12 protein-coding genes are annotated in these 14,723 nt (G+C 61.3%); 3 read left to right on the top strand and 9 right to left on the bottom strand.

Annotated elements, in window-relative coordinates; translation table 11 throughout:
- Positions 1 to 1,362, top strand: coding sequence for a cell envelope integrity protein CreD (gene creD, locus AC19YS_RS22880; protein ID WP_200622081.1), 1,362 nt, complete (start codon positions 1 to 3; stop codon positions 1,360 to 1,362).
- A 186-nt stretch (positions 1,363 to 1,548) separates the two neighbouring features.
- On the opposite strand, the gene AC19YS_RS22875 is transcribed toward creD, so the two are convergent.
- From AC19YS_RS22875 to AC19YS_RS22835, 9 genes are all read right to left on the bottom strand, one after another.
- Positions 1,549 to 2,178 carry a glutathione S-transferase gene (locus AC19YS_RS22875; RefSeq protein ID WP_500602711.1) on the bottom strand — a complete coding sequence of 210 codons (630 nt, stop codon included), beginning with the start codon at positions 2,176 to 2,178 and terminating at the stop codon, positions 1,549 to 1,551.
- Positions 2,179 to 2,342: 164 nt separating this feature from the next.
- Positions 2,343 to 2,525: a hypothetical protein gene (locus AC19YS_RS22870; protein ID WP_119737602.1), complete on the bottom strand. Its 183-nt coding sequence runs from the start codon at positions 2,523 to 2,525 to the stop codon at positions 2,343 to 2,345.
- Positions 2,522 to 3,625 carry a PepSY-associated TM helix domain-containing protein gene (locus AC19YS_RS22865; protein ID WP_500602710.1) on the bottom strand — a complete coding sequence of 368 codons (1,104 nt, stop codon included), beginning with the start codon at positions 3,623 to 3,625 and terminating at the stop codon, positions 2,522 to 2,524. The genes AC19YS_RS22870 and AC19YS_RS22865 overlap by 4 nt, the downstream gene beginning before the upstream one ends.
- A gap of 62 nt (positions 3,626 to 3,687) precedes the next feature.
- Positions 3,688 to 6,117, bottom strand: coding sequence for a TonB-dependent siderophore receptor (locus AC19YS_RS22860; RefSeq protein WP_500602709.1), 2,430 nt, complete (start codon positions 6,115 to 6,117; stop codon positions 3,688 to 3,690).
- A 146-nt stretch (positions 6,118 to 6,263) separates the two neighbouring features.
- Positions 6,264 to 9,089 (bottom strand): acyltransferase domain-containing protein, encoded by a 2,826-nt coding sequence (locus tag AC19YS_RS22855; protein ID WP_500602708.1) that lies wholly within the window; start codon positions 9,087 to 9,089, stop codon positions 6,264 to 6,266.
- A 140-nt stretch (positions 9,090 to 9,229) separates the two neighbouring features.
- On the bottom strand, positions 9,230 to 10,225 hold the full coding sequence (locus tag AC19YS_RS22850) for a FecR domain-containing protein (RefSeq protein WP_169367741.1): 996 nt from the start codon (positions 10,223 to 10,225) through the stop codon (positions 9,230 to 9,232).
- On the bottom strand, positions 10,222 to 10,740 hold the full coding sequence (locus AC19YS_RS22845) for an RNA polymerase sigma factor (RefSeq protein WP_124418608.1): 519 nt from the start codon (positions 10,738 to 10,740) through the stop codon (positions 10,222 to 10,224). The genes AC19YS_RS22850 and AC19YS_RS22845 overlap by 4 nt, the downstream gene beginning before the upstream one ends.
- 100 nt (positions 10,741 to 10,840) lie before the next feature.
- On the bottom strand, positions 10,841 to 11,548 hold the full coding sequence (locus AC19YS_RS22840; RefSeq protein WP_106575563.1) for a 3'-5' exonuclease: 708 nt from the start codon (positions 11,546 to 11,548) through the stop codon (positions 10,841 to 10,843).
- The gene (locus tag AC19YS_RS22835) at positions 11,545 to 13,479 is read right to left on the bottom strand and encodes a putative nucleotidyltransferase substrate binding domain-containing protein (RefSeq protein WP_200622066.1); all 1,935 of its coding nucleotides are present in this window, start codon (positions 13,477 to 13,479) and stop codon (positions 11,545 to 11,547) included. The genes AC19YS_RS22840 and AC19YS_RS22835 overlap by 4 nt, the downstream gene beginning before the upstream one ends.
- A gap of 246 nt (positions 13,480 to 13,725) precedes the next feature.
- Here AC19YS_RS22835 and AC19YS_RS22830 point away from each other — a divergent pair, with 246 nt between their 5' ends.
- Both AC19YS_RS22830 and AC19YS_RS22825 read left to right on the top strand, forming a co-directional pair.
- Positions 13,726 to 14,172: a response regulator gene (locus AC19YS_RS22830; RefSeq protein ID WP_106575561.1), complete on the top strand. Its 447-nt coding sequence runs from the start codon at positions 13,726 to 13,728 to the stop codon at positions 14,170 to 14,172.
- Positions 14,173 to 14,303: 131 nt separating this feature from the next.
- On the top strand, positions 14,304 to 14,672 hold the full coding sequence (locus AC19YS_RS22825) for a hypothetical protein (RefSeq protein ID WP_200622051.1): 369 nt from the start codon (positions 14,304 to 14,306) through the stop codon (positions 14,670 to 14,672).
- Positions 14,673 to 14,723: the final 51 nt, after the last annotated feature.

Raw genomic sequence — 14,723 nt, 5'->3', positions numbered from 1 at the left:
ATGAACCGCAGCCTGCTTTTCAAACTTGGCGCGATTGCGCTACTGATTCTGCTGTTGCTGATTCCGTTGCTGATGATCAACGGCATTATCAGCGACCGCCAGCAACTGCGCGATGGCGTACTGATGGACATCGCCCGCAGCTCCAGTTACAGCCAGCGCCTCACCGGCCCGGTGATGGTGGTGCCGTATCGCAAGACGGTCCGGGAGTGGAAGCTCAATGAAAAACTCAACGAGCGCTACGAGCAAGTCAGCGAGGTGCGTGGTCGTCTGTATTTCTTGCCGGAGCAGTTTGAACTCGACGGCAAGGTGCAAACCGAGCTGCGTTCGCGGGGCATTTACCAGGCGCGGCTGTTCCATGCCGACAACCGCATCAACGGGCGGTTTGTGCTACCGGAGCAACTGGGTATCAAAGAAAACTTTGCCGATTACCGCTTTGATCCGGCGTATCTGGCGGTGGGTATCAGTGACATTCGCGGCATCGAAAATGCGCTGAAACTGGAGCTGGGCAGCCAACGCCTGGAGTTCTCGCCAGGCACTCAAGTGGCGTGGCTGGGCGAGGGCGTGCACGTGATGCTGCCCGAGCAAGACAGCAAAAAGCCGGCGCCGTTGGACTTCGCTTTTGACCTGCGCCTTCAAGGCACCGAGCAGCTGCAAGTGGTGCCGGTGGGCAAGATCAGCCAGGTCAAACTGGCATCGAATTGGCCGCACCCCAGCTTCATTGGCAACTTCCTGCCGGCCCAGCGTGAGGTCAGCGCGCAGGGCTTCAGCGCCAATTGGCAGACCACGTTTTTCTCCACCAACCTGGAAGAAACCCTGCGCGGCTGTGAGTGGGACAAAGTGTGTGACGACTTCAATAGCCGCAGCTTCGGCGTGAACTTCATCGACCCGGTGGACCAGTACCTCAAGAGCGACCGTGCGATCAAATACGCGCTGCTGTTTATCGCCCTGACGTTTGCCGGCTTCTTCCTGTTCGAAGTGCTCAAGAACCTGGCGGTGCACCCGATCCAATACGCGCTGGTGGGCGTTGCCCTGGCGTTCTTTTACCTGCTGTTGTTGTCGTTGTCCGAGCACATGGGCTTTGGCCCGGCGTACCTGTTGTCGGCGAGCGCCTGTGTGTTGTTGATCGGCTTCTACGTGTGCCACGTGCTGCGCAGCATTGCCCATGGGCTGGGCTTTTCGGTGGGGCTGGCGGCGTTGTATGGCCTGTTGTATGGGCTGCTCAGTGCCGAGGATTACGCGCTGCTGATGGGCTCGCTGTTGCTGTTCGGGCTATTGGGCACGGTGATGGTGCTGACGCGCAAACTGGATTGGTATGGCGTGGGCAAGCGCAAGGTGCAGTTTGACCTGGAGGCGGTGCAATGATTGGGTTACGGGAAGATCAGCAGTTGGGTGAGCAGTTGGCCGCCAGCATTGTCATTTTCCTCAACTCCACCACCTTCCAATCTGGGAGCGGGCTGGCCCGCGAAGGCGGTGGGTCAGAAACAGATGCGCTGAATGACCCGCCGCAATCGCGGGCAAGCCCGCTCCCACAGTAGGTTGGGGTGAGTATCAGACCGGCGGCTGGGTCTGCAGCATCGAAGGCCGCTGGCTGACCTTGGCGTACCAATCGGCAAGCTGGGGGGTCGCGGCGCGCCATTGCAGGTCAGGGTGGCGGAAGTCGAGGTAGCCCAAGGCGCAGGCCACGCTGATCGACGCAATGTCGAAGTGGCTGGCCAGCTCGGCAATCGCATTGGCTTCCAACTCCGCCAGGGTGCGACGGATCTTGTTGCGCTGCTCATTCAGCCATTGGTCCCAGTGCTTTTCTGCCGGGCGCATGGCGGTTTCGTAGCGCACCAGCACGGCGGCGTCCATGATGCCGTCGGCCATTGAGGCCAGGGTCAGGCGGCGCCAGCGTGCCGAGCCGTCACGAGGAATAAGGGGGTTGCCGACATGCTGGTGGTCGAGGTAATCGAGGATCACCCGGCTGTCGTGCAGGGCGCTGCCGTCGGCCAGGCGCAGGGCCGGGATCTTGCCCACGGGGTTTTCGTGCACCAGCTGCGCGTCCGGGTTGACCGGTGTCGGCATGCAGCCTTGCAGGGTCACGCGGTCCTGCTGGCCGGTTTCGATCAGCAGCACGCGGACTTTACGAACAAAGGGTGAGGCTGGGTTGTGAAACAAGGTCATGCTGGGCGCGGACATGGGCATTCCTCGAAATGGGCAGTGGCTAGCCTAGAGGGTTGCGCGGTGGCTGGCGAGGGGGCTTTTGAATGTTTTTGAGGGCGCTATCGCAGGCAAGCCAGCTCCCACATTTTGAATTGTGAACGCAGTCAAATGTGGGAGCTGGCTTGCCTGCGATGAGGTCTTCAGCCACGCCGCTTGAATAATGCCCAAACACCAATGACCGCAGGAATCCCCAAACCGACCCAGCTCAATGAATCCCACAGCCCATCCCCGAGCAACGCGGCAAACAACCCGGCCGCGCTGAGCACGCCAATCCCCAGCGGAATGCCAAACACCTTCCAGAAGTTCGACTGACGCGGCTTCATACCTTGGCCGCCTTGCGCCGCACGATCCACAGGTAAACGCCGCTGCCCAGCACGATGATGGTCAGCACATCGAGCACCGCCCAGAGAATCTTCATCGGCATGCCGCCGTAGTCACCAAAGTGCAATGGCTGGGACATGCCCATGGCGTCCATGTACCACGGCCGCTCAGCGATGGCGGTGACGGCCAGGGTGCTGGCGTCGATCAGCACCGGCGTGAGCAGGTGCGAGGTCAGGTGCGTGCTGCCCTTCATGAACACCGCGTAATGGTGCTCACTGGAAAAACGCGTGCCGGGGAAGGCGATAAAGTCCGGCTCCATGCCGGGCGCGGCCTTGGCGGCAATGTTCAGCAGCTCGGTGGCCGGCGCGCGTTGGGTCAGTGGCGGCGCGTTTTTGTAGGGTTCGATCATCGCGCTGAGGCTGTCCTGGCGCCAGGCGGCGATGATCAGGTCGGCGCAGGCGCTGATCACGCCGGTCACGCCCACCACCAGCGCCCAGGTCAGCGTGACCACGCCGATCAGGTTATGCAGGTCGAGCCAGCGCAAGCGCGTGGACTTGTCCTGGCGCACGGTGGCGAACTTCAAGCGGCGCATGAACGGCAGGTACAACACCGTGCCCGAGACAATCGCCAGCACAAACAAAAGGCCCATGAAGGCCAGCAGCAACTTGCCCGGCAGGCCGGCGAACATGTCCACATGCAGGCGCAGCAGGAACAGTGTCACGCCGCCATTGGCCGCTGGGGTTTCGACGGCTTCACCAGTGCGCGCATCGAGCATGAAGGTGTGCGACGAGTTGGGTTCGGTGCCGGCCGTAGCGGCCATGATTGCGATCACGCCGTTCTTGTCGTCTTCGTCCCACGCCAGGTATTGCATCGCCTCACCCGGGCGATGCGCCTGGGCTTTGGCCACCAGTTGCTCAAGGTTCAACTGCGGGGTGTCGGCGGGCATCTGCGCCAGTTCAGGCTCATTGCCCAGCAGGTGATCGATCTCATGGTGAAACACCAGCGGCAGGCCGGTCAGGGCGAGCAACAGGAGGAAGACTGTGCAGATCAGGCTGGTCCAGGTGTGGATGAAGGACCAGCGGCGGATGGTTTTGCTTTTCATTTTCTAGCCTTCAGACACACCGAAGCCGCCCCGGGGGACGGCCTGGTTATTAACTCAGCCAATTACCACTGGTAGGTAGCGCTGGCGACTACGCTGCGCTGGTCACCGAAGTAGCAGTAGTTGCCGTCGCAGGTGGAAAGGTAGTCTTTGTTGAACAGGTTGGTGGCGTTCAATTTAACCGATGCGCCTTTCAGGCTGTTATCCAGGCGGCCCAGATCGTAATGCACCGAACCATCGAACACGGTGTAGGCGTTGGCCTTGCCCAGCCAGGTGTTGGCCTGGTCGCCATACGTGTTGCCGGTGTAGCGGGCACCAAAACCGATACCGAAACCGTCAAGTACGCCGCTGTGCCAGGTGTAATCGGTCCACAGCGAGGCTTGCTGGTTTGGCATCAATGTCAGGCGGTTGCCTTTGTAGATGCCTTTTTGCACCTCGGATTTTGCCAGGGTGTAGGCGGCGATGACCTTGAGGTTCTCGTTCACGTCAGACACGGCTTCCAGTTCCAGGCCCTTGACCTTCACTTCGCCGGTCTGGCTGTTGATTTGCTGGCCGCCTGGGCCGAGGTTAGTCACCTGCACGTTCTTCTGGGTCAGGTCGTAGACCGCCGCGCTCAGCAATGTGTTGGAGCCGGGCGGCTGGTACTTCACCCCCATTTCCCATTGCTTGCCTTCGGTCGGTTTGAACGTCTTGAGCGCATTGGTATCTGCGTTGCTCGCCGGCTGGAACGACTCGGCGTAAGACAGATACGGTACGAATCCTGAATCAAACACATAGCTCAGCGCCGCGTTGCCACTGAAGTGTTTGATGCGATCGGTGTTGGTTGCATCGTTGTCGTTGAAGTAGGTGGTGCCTTGATGCACCCAGTCTTCACGCCCGCCCAGGGTCAGGCGCCACTTGTCCAGAGCCATCTGGTCCTGCACGTAGAGGCCGGTTTGCACGGTTTTCTGGTTGTAGTCGTAAAAAGGTCGGACATCCGTCGGGCGCAGCGTCGGCTGGGTATTGATCGGGTTGAAAATGTTGATACCCGACGCTGTACCGTATATCGCGCGGTAAGAGGTATCGGTACGTTGGTGATCCAGGCCCAGCAGCAGGGTGTGGGCAATGTCGCCCGTTGCGAAGTCAGCCTGGAAGTTGTTGTCGATCGCCAACTGGCCGATGCTTTCGTCAACATTGGTGGTCGACCGGCTGATATTGCCCGCCGCATCGGCCGGGGAGTAAGCAAAGGAACCCACGGTCAGTTGCTGGAAATCCAGCTCCGACTTGGTGTAACGCAGGTTCTGCTTGAACTGCCAGGTATCGTTGAAACGGTGCTCGAACGCATAGCCCATTGCGTAGTAGGTGCGGTCGTAGAACTCGTAGTCGGGATCGCCGAGGTTCTTGTGGTGGGAAACGTCGCCCAGCGGCGATTTGATCTTGGTGCCCTGGATCGGCATGAACTGGCTGGTGGTGCCGGTATCGTCGCGGGTGAACTGCGAGAGCAGGGTCAGCTTGGTGTCGGTATCAATATTCCAGGTCAGGCTCGGCGCGATGTTGTAGCGCTTGTTGTCGATGTGATCGACCTGGGTGCCGGCATCGCGTACCACGCCGCTGACGCCATACAGGAACTGGCCTTCATCATCGATTTTGCCGGTGCTGTCGAAGTTGATCTGGCGGTAGTTGTCACTGCCGTATTGCAACTGGATAGCATGGCTCGATTCCTCGCTGGGACGGCGGCTGACCATGTCCAGCAGGCCGCCTGGTGGTGTCTGGCCATAGATCGACGAGGCCGGGCCACGCAGCAGGGCGAGGCGGTCGAGGTTCCAGGTTTCGGCTTTAGGGTTGGCGTAAACGCCGCGCGGCAAAGGCAGGCCGTCGAGGAATTGAGTCGGTTCGAAACCGCGCACGCGCATCCAGTCGTAACGGGTGTCGCTGCCGTAGCTGGACGATACGATGCCGGGCATGTATTTGACGGCATCATCGAGGTTCTGGACGTTGCGGTCCTGCATCTGCTCGCGGGTCGCCACAGAGATCGAGCGCGGTGCTTCAACCAGTGCGGTGTCGGTCTTGGTGCCGGCCGCAGTGCGCGTCGCCAGGTAGCCAGTGACCGGGCCCCATGCAATTTCAGTGTCGCCTTGCGCAGTGATACTGGTCTCAGCCAACGCCACGACGCCTTCCGGAATCGCCACCAGCGTAAACGTCCCCGCGCTGCTTTGCTCCAGCTGCAGCCCGGTGCCACGCAACGCCTCTCGCAGCGCGCCCTGCGCATCGAACTGGCCGTTGACCGGTGCCGAGGTCTTGCCCGACGCCAACGCTGGGTTGAGGGTCAGCGCAAGGCCGGCCTGGCTGGCGATCTGGTTCAGCGTGCTGGCCAACGGTGCAGCCGGCAGGTTGTAGGCGCGCACGCTGGAAGCCTGTTCGGCGGCGATCAGCGTGGTGCTCGCCAGCGGGGCGCTGAGGGCGATGGCCACGGCTAACAGGCTGGGGCGCAACAAGGTGTCTAGCGTGCGGGACATAGGGCGGCTCCTGAATGGAAACATTTCTCAATTGCCTAGGTGCCGGACGAGAATCAAAAAGTGATAGGGCCAAGCGAAAATAAATCTGCGAAGGTGCGCAACTGATCGAACGGCATGGCCCTCAAGGCTCAGGGTAGCTGGGTTTTTCAGCCGACTGCCCACTGTAGTTTGTCGGCCAGGGCGTCGGGGTAATGATCGGTCTGGGCGATTGCCGCGCGTGTGGCTGCGCCATGACCGAAGGCTTCGATCAACACGTCAACCTGTGTGGCCAGAAAGTCGCTCAGCGAATCAAGCCGAGCCTCAAGGGCGCGGTAGCGGGCGATGTCCATGAGGCCCTCGCTGATGAACCAGGCGGCATGCTTGTTCAGGTATTCCAACACGTAAAGGCCGCACAGCGCGTTGCCCAGTTCCTTGGCCAACCCGTGGGGCAGCAAGCTGCCGGCGCGAATTGCGCTGTCGATGGCAAGACGCTGGGCGTAAGCCTCTCCTGCGCGGGCAACGACCATCAACTGCGCGTTCCAGACCTGCATGTCGTCCTCTCCCTCGCCACGGTGCCGGGCAATATGGTCGGCCACGTGCTTGAGCAAACGGTACTCCAGGGTGTGAGCCATGGCTTGCCAATACCCGGCGTCATCCAGCCCGGCCTGGGGGTTGGGGGGTGTGGGTTCGCTCAAGGGTTGGCCGATCAGTACCTTGGCGGCGTCCAGCAGGATCATGCGGTTATTGCCACCGGCATCCTGGTAGATTTTGGCCATGCCTTCGTAGTCGGCGAAGCGATTGAGGTTGAGCGCACCGGCCACCCCGCAGCGCAACCGACACTCTGTCGCCAGCGCCTCGGCGGCGGGTGCACACAGCGCCTTGGTCAGCGCCAGGGTTTGGCTGATGGCGGCCCACGGTGTCCACGTCACGTCGCCTGTGCCGGTGGTGTGCAGTGACGCCTGACTGGCCGTGCCTTCAATCCACCGGCGGGCGGAGTCGTTGGCAAAGCACTTCATGACATACGCCGTGGCCAGGCAACCGAACAGCGCGCGGCGTTGGGTGCGAAAAGCCAACAGGCCGGTGCCGTTACCGATCCGCGCCTGGGTCGTGCGTCGGTTGGCATGGGTCAGGGCCAGGGTTGAACAGGCAAGCATCACCGAACTCAAGCCGACGCCGACCATCGCCCACACATTCTTGGGCGCAAACAGTGAGCGAATCAGGCGACGGTCCGTACTGCCCAATGGGTCGTGGAACTGGTTGGACGCGTCGATCGAAGCGCCATCGCGCAGCCACGCGTCGAAGGGCAGGCGCACGTTGTCAAAGCTCGCCAGGCCGTAATCCAGCGGTACTGCGCGGATTTCCGCCGGTGACGACATGGAAACTCCCGGGCGCGGGCCGTTGGCGTCACTCAATGGCAGCATGAACGCGAAGACGCCACAGGGCTGGCCCTGAACGATCACTTGGGCAAACACCACGCCCAGCTTGTCCAGGTTGCTGATCCCGACGTTGGCAAATTTAAGCGCGGCCTTGTTGGGTGTGTTCAGCACGAAGGTGCGCGTGTCGGCGTCGAATACTGCCTCGACACACGCGCCCATGTGGGAGTTGCTGCGACCTATCTCGGTCAGCGCGTAAACCCCCAGACTCTCACCGGCCTCCAGTTTGCGTCGCCACTGGGTGGCGCTCGGGTGATCCTGCTCGAACGCCAGCAGCGTGCCGATACACAACCCCTGCTGAATCACGCAGCCCATGAACAGCGAGGGATCAGTGAGCGCCGCGTGGGTAGCCTCGGCCATCAATAACTGCGGCTGCGCAAAGCCATGGATACCGTCGGGCAGCTGGCGCATCAGGTGCTGCAAGCGCTGGTAGGTGTGGCGATGGCCGTCATGAAAACTCTGGTTGGCGCGAGGATGGAGTTCGGGGTCGCTGAAAATCTTCGCCATTTGCGCGTGAACCTCGGCATCGACGGGCCCGTTGGCCAGCTGGCGCAAGTCAACCACGGCCTTTTGCGCGGCGGGCGCGTTGACCAGCAAATGACGCAGGGTTTCGATGGGTTGCGCCAGCGGCGCGTAGGTCTGTGCGGGATGCAGGCTTTTGCGTATGCACACCGACAGGCCGCTGTTCACCCCAAGGTCGATAAACACGGTGTGTTTGTCCGTCGGCAGTTGCGCCAACGTGTAGGGCAGGTTGGTGGGTTGCGTGACGCCCAGGGTAAACAGGTGATGCAAATCGTCCTCGGGCTCGTAGCGACGCCCCAGCACAGTTGAGTAGATCGGTGTTTTGAAGGGTTTGGGGGCCAGCGGCTGCAGGTTTTCGTGAAGTCGCCGGGCGACCTCCGTGTGAGGCGGATAGTGCGACGCGTAAGCGATCGAGACCGGGCGCAAGGGGTGTGCGCTGTCATCGTGGTGAGCAAGCAGGTGCTCCAGGTCTGCCTTCTCGCCGCTGATGATGCATTGGGCCGGCGCGTTGACGGAGCCCAGCACCAGGTTCGACTCGGGGTAGCGGTCCAGCAGTGCTTGCGTGTCCTGCGCTGAAAGGTTGACCAGCAGCATGCTGCCTCGGCCTTCCTCGCTGCGGTAGGCGGCGTTGAGGGCACAGACCGCGCGGGCACCCTGCGCAATGTCGAGCACGCCGCCACACACCCTGGCAGCAATTTCGCCGAAGCTTTGCGCAACGATCAGGGAGGGAACAATGCCCGTGGCCTGCAGCAACTGGTTAAGCACCACCGCAGCGCCGTACAGCGCCAGTTGCGCCACACCCGAAGGCAGCGGCAGGGCGTGATCGCGGGTCAATAGAACCTGGGTAACCAACCCTGGATGGGGATCAGGTTCGTGCGCCGCCGCCTCGGTTTCGATGATTGCCAGAATCGTGTCAATTGGGTCCCGGGCTTCGGGTACATGCTGATACAGCTCCGCCAGAGCGCCGCACGGATCGCTCCCTTGGCCAGGAAAGGCGAAGACATAGTTCTGACTGTAGATGTTGAGTTGGGTTGACATGGGTCCATCCTCGTTAGCCGAACAGGATCGCTTCACCAGCAAAATGCTGGAAAAAACGAAGGCTCATTGGATGGCAAAAGACAGGGCTGCGTACCTGTGAGAAATGACAGTTTTTTGTAACGTTTCGAGATAGTCTCGATTCAATTATTGCTAACCGACCCGCCTTGCGCCGGCCTTGCGACCACCTGGGTCCACCACAGTGTGTGCTGCTCGATCTGTACCGGCAGCGTCGGCAGCAGCGCGTTCAGCGCCAGCGTCGTGTCGTGCAGCGGGAAGCTGCCGGTGATGCGCAGATCGGCCACGGTTTTATCCACACCCAGATACCCGCTGCGGTAGCGGCTGAGTTCTTCGACCACATCGCCCAGGCGGGCGTTGTCGACCACCAGCATGCCGCGCGTCCAGGCGTCGGCGGCGGGAGAGACGGCCAGCGCAGGGTCGAGGCCGTCACTGCGCATCAGCACTTGCTGGCCTTCCTTGAAAATCTGTTCCTTGTGCAGCGCCTGGGGCTGGGCAGCCACGGCGGACTGCAGCACGCTCAAGCGTGTGGCGTGGTCTTCGCGCTTGACGATAAACCGCGTCCCCAGCGCTCGCAGGTTGCCATCGCGGGTTTGTACATAAAACGGGCGCGCATCGTTGTGGCCGGTTTCGACCAGAATCTCGCCTTCCTGCAACACGATCAGCCGGCGTGTTTCGTCGAAACGCACGTCGATGGCGGTGTGGGTATTGAGGTTGATCAGCGTGCCGTCCGCTAGTTTCAGCGCGCGTTGCTCGCCGGTGGCGGTGCGCTGGTCGGCCAGCCAATAATGGATCGGCACATATCGCTCACCGGCAAACAACGCCAGGCCGCAGAGCAGCGCGATGCTTGCCACGCCGCGTCCAAGCTTGCGCACGCGCTGGCGAATGCCTTCGCGCGAGTGCAGCAGCGCCGCGCGCGCGGGGCCCGAGGCCACGCTGAAACGCTGGTCGAGCATGCCCAGCTGGCGCCAGGCGCGTGCATGTTCTTCATCGCTGGCCAGCCATTTGGCGAACTCTTCCTGTGCAACGAAGTTGCCGTCACCTGAGTCCAGGGACAGTTGCCACGCAATCGCGGCATCCAGCACGCGCGCCGAGACCGGCTTGGCGCTGACCACGCTCACAGCGGCTCGCCATACAGTGCGATGTAACACTGGCGAATGCCTTGCGCCAGGTACTGGCGCACGCGGGGCACCGACACGCCAAGACGCTGGGCAATGTCGGCGTGGCCCAGGCCGTCGAGGCGGTTATAGAGGAAGGCGGCGCGGGCCTTGCTCGACAGTTTGCCGAGCAAGCGGTCGATGGCCTTGAGGTCTTCGAGGATCAGTTGCTGCTCTTCCGGCGAGGGGTGTTCGCTTTCCGGGATCAGCATCAGTTCAGTGAGGTAGGCCTGTTCCAGGGCCGCGCGCCGGAAGTAGTCGAACAGCAGCCCCTTGGCGATAGCCACCAGAAATGCCCGTGGCTCGCGGGGTTCGCGCAACTCGTCACGGCCCAGCAGGCGCATGAACGTGTCCTGGCTCAGGTCTTCGGCGCGGCTCGGGCAGGCCACGTTGCGCCGCAGCCACGCCAACAGCCAGCCACGATGGTCGCGATACAACGCGCCAACAAGCTCAGTGTGTGGGGTCTGGACCGACGACAAGGCATCACCGAATAAACAAGGGGTTTAAACTAACGAGAATTATTCGCGATTGTGTCAGAGGCAAGGAACGCGCGCAATTGGCGTCTGTCGGGCGGTGCTATTAAAACGATGGCGCTTGTTTGCGCCGTTTCCATTGGCTCACGCGTGCTTGAAGCGCCTGCGGGGAGTCGATGTGCTGCGCACGCGCACGGCTCAACAGGATGAGCATCAACTCTGCCGTGGCCAGGGCGTCGGCGCTGGCGTGATGGCGCTCACCGACCTGCAGCTTGAAGTGGTTGATCCAGTCGTCCAGCCCGGCTTCACGGATATTCGCGTCGGGGCACAGCAGCGGGGCGATGTCGGCGACGTCGAGGAACGGGTGCACCAGGCGATAGCCCAGGCTGTCCTTGAGCGCGCGGCACAGCATGTGTTGATCGAAGGGGGCATGGAACGCCAGCAGCGGGCTGTCGCCAACAAACGCCATGAAGTCCAGCAGCGCCTCGACCGGGTCGGTGCCGGCGGCGATGGCGCTGGGCCCCAGGCCGTGAATCAGCACGCTGGGGCTCAGCTTTGTTTCGGCACGGTGCAAGGTGCGTTCGAACATTTGCGAAAAATCCACCGCACCGTCCTCAATCACCACCGCGCCAATGGACAGCACTTGGTCGCGGTTGAGGTTAAGGCCGCTGGTTTCCAGGTCGACGACTACCCAGCGCTGGTTGCGCAAGGCGCCATCCCCCAGCACGGCAGGTGCGGGCAACTGCGCCAGGCGCATGAGCTGGGTAGCGTCGAGCCCTGGCTTTTTCGCACGCAGCCAACTGAACAAACTCACAGTTGGTACCGAAAGGTCAGGCTGCTTTGCAGGCGCTGCGCCTGCCGCAGGGATTCACGCAGGATGCGCCGGTCCAGGTGGTTGAGGCTGTCAGGGTCGACGCGGTTGGAATACGGCTGGTTCTCGCGGGTTTGCAGTTGGTGCTGCTGCATGCGGGTTTGCTGGATAAAGTGGTAGGCCTCTTCATACGCGGCGCCGTCTAGTCGCTCAATGACCGCCTTGTCCACCAACTGGCGCAGCCGCTCCAGGGTGTTGTTGGCGTGGATGCCGTTGGCCAGGGCCAGCAGGCGCGCGCCATCGACAAAGGGCGTAAGGCCCTGCACCTTGAGGTCGAGGGTGGCCTTTTCGCCACCTTTGCGCGTCAGCACAAAGTCGCGGAAACGCCCCACCGGCGGGCGCTGACGCAAGGCGTTCTCGGCCAGCATGCGTTGGAACAGCCGGTTGTCCGCGACTTGATCGAGAATGCCCTGGCGCAATTGCTCGCAGCCCTGTTCATCGCCCCACACCACGCGCAAATCGAAATAGATGCTCGACCCCAGCAGGTTCTCCGGCGTGGCCTCACGGATAAACGCCCCGAAGCGCCGCGCCCATTCGGCCCGCGACAGGCACAGTTCGGGGTTGCCGGCCATGATATTGCCCTTGCACAGGCTGAAACCGCACAACGCCAGGCTCTGGTTGATCTGCTGTGCCAAGGGCAACAAACGGCCACGGATCTCGGCGGCTTCGGCGGCATCCTTGGCGTCGAACAGGATGCCGTTGTCCTGGTCGGTATACAGCGTCTGCTCGCGGCGGCCCTCGCTGCCGAAACACAACCAACTGAACGGCACGCCGGGGTCGCCCTTGTCGGCCAGGGTCAGTTCGATCACACGGCACACGGTGTGATCGTTGAGCAGCGTAATAATGTGGGTAATCTGGGTGGACGACGCGCCATGGGCGAGCATGCGTTCGACCAATTGGCCGATCTCACCGCGAATCGCCACCAGGTTTTCCACGCGTGGCGCATTGCGGATGGTGCGCGCCAGGTGCACCAGGTCCACCCGCTGCAGGGAAAACAGGTCGCGCTCGGACACCACGCCACACACGCGCTGGTCTTTGACCAGGCACACGTGGGCGATGTGCCGTTCGGTCATGGCAATGGCGGCGTCGAAGGCGCTGTGGTCCGGGCTCAAATAGAACGGCGCCTGGGTCATATGGGATTCGATGACCTGATTGAAGTCACTGGTGCCATCGGCCACTACCTGGCGCAGGTCGCGCAAGGTGAAAATTCCCAGGGGCGCCTTGTGCGCGTCGACGATGACGATGCTGCCCACTTGCTGCTCATGCATCAGCGTGACCGCCTCGCGCAGCGGCGTGCTCGGGCTGCAAGTGACGGGATGGCGCATGGCCAATTCGCCCAGGCGCGTGTTCAACGAGTATTGGGTGCCGAGGGTTTCCACGGCTTTTTGCTGCACCTGTTGGTTCACTTGGTCCAGCAGGCTGCTGACGCCGCGCAGGGCGAAATCGCGAAACGGGCTCGAAAGCGCGAACAGCTTTATAAAGGCCGGCTTGTTCAGTTGCAGGCAGAAGGTGTCTTCGGCGGCCTTGTGCTCGGTGCGGGTCGCGCGTTCGCCCAGCAACGCGGCCAGCGGGAAACACTCGCCGGTGGTGATTTCAAAGGTGGTTTGCGTCGCGTCTTGATTGAGCAACGGGCGCTCGCCGACCACGCGGCCTTGCTTGACGATGAAGAAATGCTCCACCGGCCCACCCGACGGCTTGAGGATGCTGTCGCCCTGACTATAGAAGCGCAGTTGGCACTGTTCGACCAGATACGCCAGGTGTGCGTTTTCCATCTGGTTGAACGGGGGAAAGCGTTGCAGGAATTGCAGGGTGCCGTGGATGTTCTGCAACACGGCGGTTTTTCCCGCCTGCGTGAAAGCATCAGCTTTACTCATAACAGTGACCGCAGTTTCTTGTCGTTATCGTCCTTTATGGTCGGCCCCCGTGCCCTGGGTGCCCATTGGACGTAAGTCTAGGTAGCGGTCAAACCATTGGCGACTAGGGAAAAACCTTACATGGCTACCGTGCAAACCCCGTAGAACGCCCACTAGTCAAACTTTCCGACGAAGTGCACATTGTTCGCCCTTCCGCAGATGTCTGACGAGTGTGCTGCGAGATTGATGAGAACTGCTGAGAAACGTATGCCCGACCACGATATTTTGAGTGATGCAGAGCGCGAGGCACTGAGCGCTGTGATGCTGGAGCCTGATTTACCGCCACAACGTGTGTTGATCGTCGATGACGACAAAGATGCGCGCGAATTACTGGCGGAGATTCTGGGCCTGGACGGCATTCGCTGCATGACCGCCGACAGTGGAGAGGCGGCGTGGGATTTGTTGAGCTCCAGCAGCTCCATCGGTTTGCTGATCACCGACCTGCGCATGGCGCCGAGCAATGGCCTGGAATTGATTCGCCAAGTGCGCAGCTCTACTCGGGCGGCGCTGCCAATCATCATCATGTCCGGGGACGCTGAAGCGCCGGATGTCATCGATGCGATGCACTTGAGCGTGGTGGACTTTTTGCTCAAGCCTATCGACAGCGTGAAGTTGGCGAAGATGGTCAAGCGCGAGCTGGGAATGGCGCAGTAACGTCCACTGGTCGGTATCAGCTAAGCACTGTCAATTCTGACAGTAGGCAAGCAATAGGTGGGGCGGTTTACTGGATGAGTGCGCGGCGATCGGGAACGGTTGCCCCCTTCATTCACCACCAGGAGTCAGTCATGAAAATAGCTGGCAAGATTAAAGCGGATATTTTCCACAACGGTAAGCTTTTGCGCACCACCAGCTCCACGAGCGTTTCGGGTGACAGTAATCACTTTCAAAGTACAGATTCTGCGACCCGTACGTCAGTCTCAATGTCATTTGTTCCCGCCATCGAGGATGGCACCACGACGTACAAGTTCGAGGAGGCTGATTCGAAATTCGGATGCAGCTTGGGCGATATCCTTCTGCCTATTGCCGGAACGGTTGAAGTGACCTCCACCAACTCAACCGACAACTTGAAATATACGTTCAGTGGGAAGTTCAACGATGGAAGGCGCGACCTGGAGATCAAGGGGACGGCTGAGTTGAACTACCTCTATCCATGATCTGAATGCCCCTGCAGGATCAGTCCCTGATCTTTTGATCAGGGACGTCTC

This window comes from Pseudomonas sp. MF08831 (assembly GCF_059862645.1).
Note: the sequence above shows the minus strand (reverse complement) of the source record. Positions and strands in the feature narration are given on the sequence as shown.